Here is a 12,569-nt window from a genome sequence, read left to right on the forward strand (position 1 = left end):
GTTAGAATCAGGGCGAGGTGCCGAATGACCTTCCAGCCCACTGGCAAGCTCGATTGCGTGGAGACCGCCCAGCACTACCGGGACCGGGTGAAATCCAACATCCACAAGCTCGGCTCCGCGCCCGGACTGGGCGTGATCCTGGGGAGCAACGACCCCGGCAGCGTCCTCTACCGGGACCTGCTGGTAAGGGACTGCGAGGAGCTGGGGATCCGCCCCTCCATCCACGAGGTGGGCAGCGGCATCCAGGTGGTCAAGCTCATCGCCCACCTCAACCAGGACCCCGGCACCAACGGCATCTTCATCTTCTACCCCCTGCGCTACGACGAGCTCCGGGACGACGAGATCATGGACCTGGTGGCCCCCGGCAAGGACATCGAGGGGCTGCACTCCATCAACATCGGCTACCTCAACAAGTTCCGCAAGCGCATGTCCGAGGGCATCGACCGGGTGTGCATGGTGCCCTGCACCGGCCGCGCCGTCATCAAGGTCATCAAGCGCGGCTTCGGCGGCGACTACTTCGACGGCAAGACCGTGCTCTGCATCAACGACAGCCTGCGCATCGGCCGCCCCATCACCGCCATGGTGGCCAACCTCAAGGCCACCCCCATCCTCTGCCACCACCACACCAACCCGGCCCACCTCGAGGGTTTCATCAAGATGGCCGACGTCATCGTGAGCGCCGTGCCCGCCGACGGCTACTCCATCCCCACCGCCTGGATCAAGCCCGAGGCCCTCTGCGTGGACCTCAGCCACCAGGGCAACTTCGACTACGACGCCCTGGACGCCAAGGGCATCCAGTACACCAACACCAGGCGCAACAGCGTGGGCAAGGTCACCCGCGCCATGGCCCTGCTGAACCTCACGTACGCCGCCGGAGTCTAGCTCCTTCCTGCCGGATCCGCCAGCAGCGAGGCCCTGGACGCGCGCCACACCTCCAGCACCTGGTCCAATAGCGCCCCGAAATCATCCAGCCGGATGGCGTTGGGGCCGTCGCTGAGGGCCTTGGCCGGGTCCTCGTGGACCTCGAAGAAGAAGCCGTCCACGGCGGTGGCCGCGGCCCGGGCGAGGGTGGGGATCATCTCCCTGGCGCCGCCGGTGGTCTTGCCCAGGGCGCCGGGCTTCTGGACGCTGTGGGTGGCGTCGAAGATGACCGGGCAGCCCGTGCGGCGCAGGTGGGGGAAGCCCTGGAAGTCCACCACCAGGTTGCCGTACCCGAAGCTGGAACCCCGCTCGGTGGCCCACACCGGGCCGTGGCCGGCCACGCCGCGCACCTTCTCCACGGCGTGGGACAGGTCCCAGGGCGCCAGGAACTGGCCCTTCTTGATGTTCACGGCGCGGCCCGTGGCGCCGGCGGCCAGGAGGAGGTCCGTCTGCCGGCACAGGAAGGCCGGGATCTGGAGCACGTCCACGGCGGAGGCCACCAGGGGGCACTGGGCGGACTCGTGCACGTCCGTGAGCACGGGCACGCCGTGGCGGGTGCGGATCTCCGAGAGGATGTCCAGGCCCTCCTCCATGGAGGTGCCCCGGTAGCTGTCCTGGGACGTGCGGTTGGCCTTGTCGAAGCTGGCCTTGAACAGGAAGGGGATGCCCCGGGAATCGGCCAGGTCCTGCAGCCGGGAGGCCAGGAAGTGGGCGTGGTCCCGGGATTCGATGACGCAGGGCCCCGCGATGAGGAAGAAGCTGCGGTCGGTGTGGGGGTGGTTGAAATCCATGGTCGCCTCGATCCCGCTGGCTGGGACCCTTCGGACCCCAGGTATGAGAACCTATTGTCTCAGGAGCGGGGCCATGTCCAAGAGTTTGATCACGGATGATCTGAATCGCCGCCTGGTGGCAGCCCTCCAGAAGGAGGGCCGCATCAGCCACGCCGAACTGGCCGAGCGCCTCGGGGTCAGCCGGCCCACGGTCATCGACCGCATCAAGCGCCTGGAGGCCGAGGGCGTCATCGCCGGCTACAGCGCCAACGTCACCCCCGAGGCCGTGAACAAGCCCTGCGTGGCCTTCGTGGCGGTGCGCTTCCACTCCGGCGGCGACGAGGGCGCCGAGGACCGCTTCCTGCACGCCCTGGAGGCCGAGCCCGACGTGCTGGCCGCCTACAGCACCGCGGGCGCCGACTGGCTCCTGCTCAAGGTGGTGGCCGAGACCCCCCTGGACCTCCACGGGCGCCTGCGGCGCATCAAGACCCTGGGCCCCCAGGTGACCACCCGCACCACCATGGTCCTCAAGACCTACTTCGAGAAGATCGGCCCCTCCCCCTTCACCTCGGAGATCGTGTGAAGGCCTGGATCGCCTATGCGGTCTGCGCGGTGGTGTGGGGTTCCACCTACTTCGCCATCGCCCTGGGGATAACGTCCTTCACGCCCTTCGGCATGGTGGCCACCCGCTACCTGCTGGGCGGCGCCGTGGCCTTCGGCCTCTCCCGGCTCCTGGGCGAGGACCTGCCCCTGCTCCGGGACCTGCCCCACCTGGCCTTCGTGGGCGTGCTCCTCCTGGGCTGCTCCAACGCCCTGGTCACCTGGGCGGAGGGCTTCGTGGCCAGCGGCGTGACGGCGATCCTCTGCTCCATGACCCCCCTGCTCTACGGCCTCATGGGCCGCGAGGCCCTGGGCCTGCGGCGGTGGTGCGGCCTGGGCCTGGGCCTCCTGGGGGTGGTCATCCTGTCCCGGCCGGGGCAGGCGTCCTTCCACGCCGGGGGCATCGCCGCCATCCTCCTGGCCACGGTGACCTGGGCCTACGGCACCCTGCACGGCAAGCGCCACGTGAAGGGGCGCGGCCTCCTGGGCCAGGTGGCGGTGCAGATGGGCGCGGGCGGGCTCCTGGCCCTGCTCCTGGTCCCCTTCACCGGGGGCTTCCTCCACGCGCCCGTCACCCTCAAGGCGGCCCTTGCGGTCGGCTACCTCACGGTCTTCGGGTCGGTGGTGGCCTTCAGCGCCTTCGCCTACCTGGCCAAGGTGTGGTCCCCCACCCGCATGGGCACCTACGCCTACCTGAACCCCCTGGTGGCGGTGCTCCTGGGCTCGGCCTTCCTGGGCGAGCCCTTCGGCCCGCGCCTGGTGGCGGGCATGGCCGTCATCCTCGCCAGCGTCGCGATCGTGCAGTTCCAGGCCCGCCCCGTGCCCGCGGAAAACGCGTGAAATGGGAGTAGGATAGGCCCATGTTGCCCAAGAGCACCGCCCTCCTCCTCATCGACGTCCAGCTGGCCTTCGATGACCCCTACTGGGGCCAGCGCAACAACCCCCAGGCCGAAGCCAACCAGGTGGCGCTCGCGACCGCCTTCCGGGCCCAGGGGATGCCGGTGGTGCACGTCCGCCACGACAGCCGGGACCCCAATTCCCCGCTCTTCCCCGGAGAGCCCGGCAACGGGTTCAAGCCCGGCACCGCCCCGCTGCCCGGAGAGGCGGAGTTCCGCAAGAACGCCCATTGCGCCTTCGTGGGCACGGACCTCGAGGCGCACCTGCGCGAGCGCGGCATCGACCGCCTCGTCATCGCAGGGTTCACCACCAACCATTGCGTGTCCACCACCGCCCGCCTCAGCTGCGACCTGGGCTTCAAGACCGTCGTGGTGCGGGACGCCTGCGCCACCTTCGACCTCGAGGACATGGACGGGAACACCATCCCCGCCCAGGTGCTGCACGATACCGGCCTCACGGAACTCCACGGCGAGTTCGCCATGGTCCTGCCCACCGAGGCCATCCTGCAGCTGCTCTGATGGACGCCCCCCTCCTCCTCGCCCTGGCCTGCGCGCGCCTCCAGGCCGGTGAAAGCGCCGTGCAGAACGCCTGGTGCTCCCCCCGGGCCCTGGCCCTGCAGTGGGCTCCGGACCGCAGGGCCGGGCTGGAGCCGGGCCTGGCCTGGATCTTCCTCCTCAACCCCTCGCCCGAGCTCTGGCTCCTCCACGACAAGGACGAGGCCTACGCCCACCTCAAGGCCGAGGCCAAGGGGGACCTCTCCCGGCGCTGGAGCCAGGAGCTCAAGGGCGCCCGCCTCACCGAGGTGGAAGGCGACCCCCGGGAGCGCTGGGTGGGCCTCATCTTCCGCCGGAGGGCCGTCACCGGCCGCATCGAGGCCGCGCGAATGGCCTTCCAGGCGTTCCCGGGCCGGGCCGGGCTGCGCCTGGACGGCCTCGACCTCAACCCGGCCCGCATGGGGCTGGGCCAGGCCATCGCGCCGACGGCTCCGGAGCCGCGCCTGGAGCCCCCCGCCTTCCTGCGCTGGAAGGAGCTGTACGGCGACGGCCTCCAGGCCGCCCTGGACGGCACGGTCCCCGGAATCCTCCCCGGCGAGGGCACGCTCCTGGCAAGGCACCTGGCCTGGTCCCGGGAGCGCGCCGCCCGCATCGTCCTGGCCCCCCGCCAGGCCCGCACGGACCGCAAGCTCGTCGCCGAACGCAAGCGGCTGGAGCGGTATCGCGCCGCGCTGGCCTCGGACAGGGAGAAGCACCGCGCCGGCCTGGAGCACCGGGCCAAGGCCACCGCCCTCTCGGCCGAACTCTACCGCCTGAAGGGCACCACCCTCAAGGCGACGCTCCTGGACGGCACCGAGGTGCCCCTTCCGGAGGGGCGGCGCGCCGAGGACGCCGTGCAGATCTGGTTCGCGGCCGTCAAGCGCGCCGAGCGCGGCGTCGCCCGGGTGGAGGAACTGGAGCGGGAAGTGCGAAGGCAGTTCCTGGAACTTGAACAGAAGGAGGCCGCCCCGCCCCCGGCGGAAAAGCCCCCCCAGCGCGCGAGGAAGCCCATGGAGAAGAAAGAGACGGCCAGGAACGACGGCAAGGGCCGGGCCTTCCGCTCCGTCATGGTGGACGGTTTCGAGGTGCTCATCGGCAAAGGCGATGCCGACAACGACCAGCTCACCTTCAAGGTGGCCGCGCCCCTGGACCTCTGGCTCCACGTGGCCAGTACGCCCGGCAGCCACGTGGTGGTGCGCAACCCCGACCGCATCTCGGAGTTTCCCAGGGCCGTGGTGGAGCGCGCCGCCGAACTGGCCGCCTTCTTCAGCAAGGCGCGGGACGGCGGGAAGGTGGAGGTCCACTACTGCAGGGCCGCGGACGTTTCCAAGCCCCGCGGGTTCCCCCCCGGCAAGGTGCTGCTCAAGCAGTGGAAGAGCGTGAGGGTGTATCCGAAGGAATAGGGATGGGGCTCCGCCCGGCCCTCGACCCGCCGGCCATCCCGGTGCGCCTCAGCCCACTTCGATGTCGCGCAGATCCTTGCCCGGCTTGAAGCGGATGCTCCTGCCCTTGGGGATGTCGACGCTGGCGCCGGTCTTGATGTTGCGGCCCATCCCGCGCTTGCGCGGCCGGGGCTCGAACACGCCGAAGCCGCGGATCTCGATCCGGTGTCCGTCGAGGAGGGCCTTCTTCATCCGGTCGGTGAGGAGGTCCACCACCTGCAGCGCGGTGGCTTTCGACACGGGAAGTGTCTGCATCAAGGTTCCGGCGATGTCGATTTTGATCATGAACGCCTCAGTCTTTGGAAGGAATGAAGATAGCTTAGACCTGTAGAGCACGGGGAGTGCAACATTAATATCAGGTGACAGATACCAAGGGAAGGTTCATTCCAAAAAAGATGCGTCACCAGCGGGGGTCCCGCGCCAGCAGTTCCTCTGCCTTGTCCTGGGCCAGGGGCCTCGAGAAGTGGTAGCCCTGGCCCTGGTCGCATGACAATTGCTGCAAATGCATCATTTGCTCAACCGTCTCGATGCCTTCCGCCGTCACCCGCATGCCCAGGGACCGGGCCAGGGAGATGATGGCGGCCACGATCGCCGTGCTTTCGGGGTCCTTGCCCAGCCCGTCCACGAAGGACTTGTCCACCTTCAGGGTGTCCACCGGAAACCGTTTCAGATAGCTGAGGGACGAGTACCCCGTGCCGAAATCGTCGATGACCAGGTGGATGTCCAGGCTCTTGAAGGTCTTCATCGCCTCCAGGGACGCCAGGGGATCCCGCATCATGATGCTTTCGGTGATTTCCAGCTTGAGGGTTCCGGGCGCCATGTCCGCGGCCCGGAGGGCCTCCAGCACCGTCGGGATGAGGTCCTTGTGCTGGAACTGGCGGGCGGAGATATTGACGTTCATGAGGCGGGGCGGATCCGCCGGGAAGGCCCGGCTCCACGCCCCGGCCTGGCGGCAGGCCTCCTCCAGCACCCATTTGCCCAGGGGGACGATGAGCCCGGTCTCCTCGGCCAGCGATATGAATTCCAGCGGCGGGACCAGGCCCCGTTCCGGATGGATCCACCGCACCAGGGCCTCGAAGCCCTCGATCCGGCCGGTGCCCAGCCCCACCACCGGCTGGTAGTGGAGGATGAACTCGCCGCGTTCCAGGGCGCGCCGCAGCTCGCCCTCCATCTGGAAGCGGGCCAGGGCCTTCGCGTTCATGCTGGGGTCGAAGATCTCGATGGAGCCCTCGCCCTTGGCCTTGGCGCGGTACATGGCCACTTCAGCGTCCCGGAGCAGCTCGGCGGGGAGCGTCTCGGAGCTGGAGCTGATGGCGATGCCCATGCTGCAGGTGGTGAACACCTCCTGGCCGAAGATGTTGAACGGGGCGTTCAGGCCGTGGCTGATGCGGTCGGCCACCGTGAGGCCGTCGTTGATGCTGGTGATGTCCTCGAACAACACCACGAACTCGTCGCCGCCCAGGCGGGCCACGGTGTCTTCGGGCCTGAGGCAGCCGCGGAGCCGGCTGGCCACCTGGATGAGGAGCTTGTCGCCGGCCTCGTGGCTCAGGCTGTCGTTGACCACCTTGAAGCGGTCCAGGTCCAGGAAGAGAACCGCCGAGAAGAACTTCCTGCGGTCCGAGCGGATGATGGCCCGGGACAGCCGCTCCATGAACAGGGCCCGGTTGGGCAGGCTGGTGAGGCTGTCCCGCAGGTGCTGCAGGGTCAGTTCGACCTCGGTGGTCTTCTGCTGGGTCACGTCCTCCAGGGTGCAGATCACCTCCACCAGGACCCCGTCGGCGTTGCAGCGCGGCTGGGCCGTCACGGAGAGCCAGGCCCAGTCGCCGGTATCCGCCCGCTCGATGCCCACCACCTCGCCCGGCACCCGGCGCCCGTCGGCCAGGGCCTTGTTCCAGGGGAGTTCCTCCGCTTCCAGGCCGTCCCCGCTCGCGTCGATGATGGCGAACTCCGGGTTGCGCCAGGCCACGGCCTGGAGAGCCTCCCTGCTGATCCCCAGCAGGTTCGGCGCCGTGAGGTTGCAGAGCACCAGGACGCCCCGGGTGTCGATGGTGAGCACGCCGATGGGCAGCAGGTCCACGTAGGCCTCGAGCTCCTCCTCGGCGACCCGTGCCTGGCGGGCGTTTTCCCGCTCGTGGCGGCGCGCCCGGAGGAGCATGGCCCAGCCCGCCGCGCAGAGCGCCGCCCCCGCTAGGAGCCCGGCGGACGCGATCCCCCAGGGCCGAATGCCCAGCAGCGGCTCAGGAGCGAGCATGCCCAAATTCCCTCAAGGTCCTACGCCCTCCGGCAGAAATGGGTGGGGAATGCCCGCCTCGGGTCGATTCCCCTTCCAGGGTGGATTCTTTCCAGCATAATTTACGACAGCATCGGTGCCGCAGGGGAGCGTAGATCTTGGAAGACATCAATTTCTTTTTCAGCAAGGCCCAGGGTGCCCTCAAGCACCCCTCCGAACGCAAGCGCGCCGAAGCCATCCTCCTGCGCTGGACGGCGCTGTGGACCGGGCCCCGGCGGAGCCTGACCACCACCAATTCCAATCACGGCGCCTTCCTCCACTTCAACCAGCTCATCGGCGCCACCTGGTCCTCCGTCTTCACCTTCCACGCCTCGCCCCGCCACGGGCTTTCCCTGAAGGGCCCGGACCCGGACCGGATCCGGAAGTCCCACCGGGACCGCGACAAGGCCCTCGACCGCAGCGGCCTGGATGCCCTGTTCGACGACTGGTCGGCCCACGCGGAGGCCCGCCCGGCAGGCAATGCCGTGGAGTTCTACCTGGAAGAGGCTTCGGACGAGGTGTGGGAGGCCTGCCTGCAGGAGGCGCTCACTCGTCTTTGACGAACTGGGGGCGGGCCACCCGGTCCGCCTCGCGCACGCGCTTGATGGCCTGGTCCCGGTCGCTGGCCGCCAGGGCCGTGGCGATGCCGTGGGCGAGCACCGAGAAGGCAGCCATGCTGTGCGAATAGAGCAGGTTCTCCCCCGCGACCGGGATGGTGTTGTCCGCCAGCCGGGTGACCGGTGACCCCAGCTTGTCGGTGAAGGCCAGGATCCGCAGGCCCCGCTTGCGGGCATAGCCGGCCGCGTCCAGGGTCTCGGTGGAGTAGGGGTGGAAACTGAAGGCCACCAGGAGGTCCTCGGGTCCCAGGTTGGAGGCCTGGGCCGCGAAGTCGGCCGGGCTGCCCTCCACGGTGGGCAGGCCCGCCTGGGTGAGGAGGTAGGCCAGCTGGCTGGCCATGAGCTGGGACACGCCGCGGCCGATCACGACCCGGTGGCGGGCCTCCCGCAGGCTGCGCACCACGTCCTGCAGCAGCTGCTCGTTCACGCCGTGGACCATCTGCTCGATATTCTGCACGTCCCGCCGCGCCACCTCCAGGAGGGTGGCCGCGGCCTCCTCCGGCGCCTGGAGGAGCCGCTCCCCCCCATAGGAGCGCTTCTTGGCTTGGGCGACCAGGGCCTGGCGCAGTTCCATGAAGCCGGAGTAGCCCAGCTTCTGGGCGAAGCGAACCACCGTGGCCACGCTCGACTGGCTGCGTTCGGCCATCTCCTCCACACCCCAGAAGGCCGCCTCGCCCATGCGCCCCAGCACGCAGTCCGCGATCCGGCGTTGGCTCGAAGACAGCCCCCTCGCACCGTGGATCCTCGCTACCAGGGAGTTCTTGGGGGTGATCATGCACCTAGACTATCAGGCGGAAAAAATTTTTCACCCGCCGATATGGAACATTTCCACCCGGGTCCGCGGAACGGTGCCCTGGGTCCTCAGCTCGGAATAGCGGTCGTCCCGCACCCGCCACCGCTCCAGGATCAGGCCCAGCAGCTGCGAGTCGTCCGCGCCGGCCCGCAGGGCCGTCTTCAGATCCAGGCCCTTGGACGCGAAGAGGCAGGTGTAGAGCGACCCCTCGGCAGAGAGCCGGGCCCGGTCGCAGCCCGCGCAGAACGGCTCCGTCACGGAGGAGACGAGGCCCAGCCAGCCCTTCCCGTCCAGATACCGGTAGTGCCGGGCCACGCAACCGGCGTCCAGGGCGTGCACCCGCTCCATGGGCCAGCGCGCGCCGATGAGGGCGGCGACCTCGGCGGAGGGGACTACGCTGTCCATTTGCCAGCCGTTCCCGGTTCCGACATCCATAAATTCGATAAACCTCAAATTGTGCCCCTGCTCCCGCGCGAAGTCCGCCAGGGGCAGGATGTCCTCCTCGTTCACGCCCCGCTTGAGCACGCAGTTGAGCTTGATGTTCCCGAAGCCCGCGTCGCGTGCGCTGCGGAGACCCTCCAGCACCTGCCCCAGAGGCACGGTCGCGTCGGACAGCCTGTGGAACTTGTCCGCATCCAGCGTATCCAGGCTCATCGTGATGCGGTGGAGGCCCGCCTTGCGCAGCGGCTCGGACTGGGCCGAAAGCAATGAACCATTTGTCGTAAGAGTGACTTCCCGGAGACCCTCGATCGCGGTCAGCCCTTCGACCAGGAGCGGCAGGTCCTGCCGGAGCAGGGGCTCCCCCCCCGTGAGCCGGACCTTCTCGACCCCCGCAGAGACAAAGAGCCGCGCCAGGCGTATAATTTCCTCAAAGGTGAGGATTTCCCTCCGTTCCAGGAACTGGAAGTCCGAGCCGAACTTGTCCCTTGGCATGCAATACGGGCACCGGAAGTTGCACCGGTCTGTCACCGATATACGCAGGGCCCTCATCGGCCGGTCCAGGGAGTCCAAGGCCTTCATGGATCCAGATTACGGCAAAGCGGCATGCCAACTTGGTCAAAATGGAACTTCAACCCCGGGAAACACATGGCATTTTTTTCACGGTTCTTCTCCTCCCCTGATCGCACGCCCCTTCCCTCTCTCGACGAAGTGCTTGCCTCACGTGGCATTCCTGCGGATACGCCCGGCCTTGAGCCCTTCAAGGGCGAGTTCCTGCACCTGAAAGGCGAGGAACGCAGCCACTGGGCAGACGCCCTGGCGGCCAACCTCGCCGGCGGGTGGCCGCTTCCGCCGGATTGGCTGGACGCCCAGTACGACCTTCAACCGGAGATCGTGCCCCTCTGGATGGCGGAACGGGATGGCTTCTACTACCGACCGCACATCGAAGGTCTGGCCTTGCGCATCCGGGTGTGCGGTCAGGTCATGCCCGCCCCCTGGCTCGTCATTTGGGGCATGAGCGCCGAGGATGTGACCGAGCGCGCCATGGACCAGCTTCGCGAGAAATCCAAGGGCAAGCCGTTCAAGCGCCTCCCCTCCGGCATCTACAAGGGTGAGTTCGACGACGGCCAGGCAGCCGCCCGTATCCTCCTGCCCGAGCTGTGGGCGGGCCTCTTCACGGGGCAGAACACGTTCGTGGCCGTGCCCAACGAGGACTGCCTCCTCCTGGCCCCCCAGGTGATCCTGCCCAAGCTGCTGGAAGGCATCGCGGCCGGCCTGGCAGGTCCCGGCCGCCGCATCGCCGGCACCATCTACCAGCAGGTCGAGCACCACCTCCTCCCCGCCAACCTGCAGGACCCCCACCCCATCGCCCAGCCCCAGCGGGAGCTCCGCCAGGGCGACCTCGCGGAGGCCTACCGCGCCCAGGAGCCCCACCTACCGGCCAGCCTGGGCGTGCCCGCGCCCATGGGCCTCCTGCGCACCCAGCAGGGCCGCTCCGTGAGCCTGGCCACCTGGCAGGAGGGCGCCCCCGCCCTGCTGCCCGAGACCGATCTCATCGCCTTCATCGCAGCCAACGGAAAGCCCCTTGGCATCTACTTCCGGCAGACCCTGCCGCGCATCAGTTCCCTCCATGGCACCGCCGTGGACATCTGGGGACCGCGCCGCCTGCGGTACGAAGGCTTCCCCACGGCCCTTGAGCTCGAGCGCCTGGAGTGTTTCGCCACCGGGGAGCAGATGGCCTCCCTCATCAAGGGCGCCAATCCGGCCCCCGCCCCCCGGCAGAGCACGGCCGCCCTGGCGAGCCAGGCCAACCCCGGCGCCCTTTCGGCCCAGGCGTCCAGTCCCGTGCCCGCCCACCTCCGGGGCCTCAGTCTGGGCGTCCAGAACGACGACTGATGCTCCGCACGGCGCTGGCATTCCTCGTCCTGGCCATCCGCCTGGGCGCCCAGACGGGAAGTCCGGCCCTGGACCAGGCGGCCAAGAGCGTCGTCCTCGTCCAGGCCGAGACGGCCCCCGGCCAGTTCCAGCAGGGCAGCGGGGTCGTCCTCGACCAGGGCTTCGTGGCCACCAACGCCCACGTCGTGAAGAACGCCTACCGGATCCGGGTCCTGAAAGGCGAGCATTCCTGGCAGGCGGAGGCTTTGTGCCTCGCAGCCGACCGGGACCTCGTCCTCCTCAGCCTTCCGGGCCTGCCGCTCCCCCCAGCGGTTCCCATCGCCCCGGGCGCCCTGCGCACCGGCCTTTCCGTCCAGGCGTTGGGCTATCCTGGCGGCCTGGGCGTTCGCACGGAACCGGGCCGGATCACCGCCCTCTGGACCTTCCGCGGTGACCGCCTCATCCAGACCGACACCCACAACCGACCCGGTTCCAGTGGGGGCGGATTGTTCACGGAGGATGGCCGGCTCGCCGGGATCACCACCTTCTCCCTGTTCCGGGACGCAGGCGTCGACTTCGCGGTGCCCGTGGACTGGGTGCTCGCCCTCATCCAGGACCGCTCCGGGGCGCCGGGCCTGGCCTGCCCCCTGGTGGTGGTGGACCGGCTGCTGGTGGATTTCGGGGACTTGATGCAGCAGGACCCGGGCAATGAGGCCAACTGGAGCAACCTCACCCGGTGGTGGGTGCGGGAATCCCCGGACAGCCCCGATGCGTGGTTCGGCCGGGGCACGGCCCTGGACCAGAGCCTGCGCCGGGAACCGGAGGACGCGGCCCTGCGCGAGTCCGCCCTGGCCGCCTACCGCCGCGCCGTGACCCTGGCCCCCGGCCACGCCAGGGCCTGGAACAACCTCGGCGCCGAACTGGACACCCTCAACCGCTTTCCGGAAGCCCATGCCGCCTTCCGCAGGGCCGTGGAGGCCGACCCCGGCTACGGCCTCGCCTGGCTCAACCTGGGGTCCAGCCTGGTCAACACCCGCGCCTATGAAGAGGCCGCGCAGGCGCTCGAGCACGGCCTCCAGCTGGTGGGTGACCAGGCCATCGCCTGGGCGCGGCTGGGCTACTGCGAGCTGAGCCTGGGCCGGCTGCCCGCGGCCATGGCCCACTACCGTCTGGCCCTCCGTTACGAGCCGTTCCGCGCGGAGTGGTGGGGCGAGCTCTACAGGGTCGCCATCCGCGCGAGGCAGCCTGAGGAGGCCGAGAGGGCCCTGGCCCGCATCAGGGACCTGGCGCCGGAAATGGAGCAGGACCTGAATCCCTGAAGGTGCCGCCTCCCCCAAAGGCAGCCAACCAGATTCCGACAGGCGGAGGTTCCCCACCCGATGCCCCCCGCACCGGATAGGAACCCGCCCGCCGG

13 protein-coding genes are annotated in these 12,569 nt (G+C 69.0%); 8 read left to right on the plus strand and 5 right to left on the minus strand.

The genetic code is table 11. From position 1 onward, the window contains the following. Window positions 1-24: 24 nt before the first annotated feature. A complete protein-coding gene (locus RAH40_RS14155; RefSeq protein WP_306598203.1) occupies window positions 25-882 on the plus strand; it encodes a bifunctional 5,10-methylenetetrahydrofolate dehydrogenase/5,10-methenyltetrahydrofolate cyclohydrolase in 858 nt (285 codons plus the stop codon). Here the strand turns inward: RAH40_RS14155 and kdsA are convergent. After that, a complete protein-coding gene (kdsA, locus tag RAH40_RS14160) occupies window positions 879-1,712 on the minus strand; it encodes a 3-deoxy-8-phosphooctulonate synthase (RefSeq protein ID WP_306598204.1) in 834 nt (277 codons plus the stop codon). The two genes, RAH40_RS14155 and kdsA, sit on opposite strands and share 4 nt — an antisense overlap. A 73-nt stretch (window positions 1,713-1,785) precedes the next feature. Between kdsA and RAH40_RS14165 the strand changes: the two genes are divergently transcribed. From RAH40_RS14165 to RAH40_RS14180, 4 genes are read left to right on the plus strand one after another with little or no spacing between them, the layout of a single operon-like run. After that, window positions 1,786-2,274 carry an Lrp/AsnC family transcriptional regulator gene (locus tag RAH40_RS14165; RefSeq protein ID WP_306598205.1) on the plus strand — a complete coding sequence of 163 codons (489 nt, stop codon included), beginning with the start codon at window positions 1,786-1,788 and terminating at the stop codon, window positions 2,272-2,274. Continuing rightward, entirely contained in the window at window positions 2,271-3,131 is an 861-nt protein-coding gene (locus RAH40_RS14170) for an EamA family transporter (protein WP_306598206.1), read from the plus strand. The genes RAH40_RS14165 and RAH40_RS14170 overlap by 4 nt, the downstream gene beginning before the upstream one ends. A 20-nt stretch (window positions 3,132-3,151) precedes the next feature. Then, complete coding sequence (locus tag RAH40_RS14175) at window positions 3,152-3,706, plus strand: cysteine hydrolase family protein (protein ID WP_306598207.1); 555 nt, start codon at window positions 3,152-3,154, stop codon at window positions 3,704-3,706. Further along, window positions 3,706-5,124, plus strand: a complete 1,419-nt coding sequence (locus tag RAH40_RS14180) for an NFACT RNA binding domain-containing protein (protein ID WP_306598208.1) — start codon at window positions 3,706-3,708, stop codon at window positions 5,122-5,124. The genes RAH40_RS14175 and RAH40_RS14180 overlap by 1 nt, the downstream gene beginning before the upstream one ends. Window positions 5,125-5,172: 48 nt before the next feature. Here RAH40_RS14180 and RAH40_RS14185 read toward each other — a convergent pair whose 3' ends face one another. Beyond that, window positions 5,173-5,448, minus strand: a complete 276-nt coding sequence (locus tag RAH40_RS14185; RefSeq protein ID WP_306598209.1) for an HU family DNA-binding protein — start codon at window positions 5,446-5,448, stop codon at window positions 5,173-5,175. Between the two features lie 115 nt (window positions 5,449-5,563). Then, a complete protein-coding gene (locus RAH40_RS14190) occupies window positions 5,564-7,414 on the minus strand; it encodes a bifunctional diguanylate cyclase/phosphodiesterase (protein WP_306598210.1) in 1,851 nt (616 codons plus the stop codon). Window positions 7,415-7,551: 137 nt separating this feature from the next. Between RAH40_RS14190 and RAH40_RS14195 the strand changes: the two genes are divergently transcribed. Next, on the plus strand, window positions 7,552-7,992 hold the full coding sequence (locus tag RAH40_RS14195) for a hypothetical protein (protein WP_306598211.1): 441 nt from the start codon (window positions 7,552-7,554) through the stop codon (window positions 7,990-7,992). Here the strand turns inward: RAH40_RS14195 and RAH40_RS14200 are convergent. Beyond that, entirely contained in the window at window positions 7,979-8,824 is an 846-nt protein-coding gene (locus RAH40_RS14200; RefSeq protein ID WP_306598212.1) for a MurR/RpiR family transcriptional regulator, read from the minus strand. The two genes, RAH40_RS14195 and RAH40_RS14200, sit on opposite strands and share 14 nt — an antisense overlap. A gap of 30 nt (window positions 8,825-8,854) precedes the next feature. Further along, window positions 8,855-9,862, minus strand: coding sequence for a GTP 3',8-cyclase MoaA (gene moaA / locus RAH40_RS14205; RefSeq protein ID WP_306598213.1), 1,008 nt, complete (start codon window positions 9,860-9,862; stop codon window positions 8,855-8,857). A gap of 129 nt (window positions 9,863-9,991) precedes the next feature. Between moaA and RAH40_RS14210 the strand changes: the two genes are divergently transcribed. Beyond that, window positions 9,992-11,176 (plus strand): hypothetical protein, encoded by a 1,185-nt coding sequence (locus RAH40_RS14210; RefSeq protein WP_306598214.1) that lies wholly within the window; start codon window positions 9,992-9,994, stop codon window positions 11,174-11,176. Beyond that, on the plus strand, window positions 11,176-12,474 hold the full coding sequence (locus RAH40_RS14215; RefSeq protein ID WP_306598215.1) for a trypsin-like peptidase domain-containing protein: 1,299 nt from the start codon (window positions 11,176-11,178) through the stop codon (window positions 12,472-12,474). The genes RAH40_RS14210 and RAH40_RS14215 overlap by 1 nt, the downstream gene beginning before the upstream one ends. Window positions 12,475-12,569: the final 95 nt, after the last annotated feature.

This window comes from Geothrix sp. 21YS21S-2 (assembly GCF_030846775.1).
In the GTDB taxonomy this organism is placed as follows: domain Bacteria; phylum Acidobacteriota; class Holophagae; order Holophagales; family Holophagaceae; genus Mesoterricola.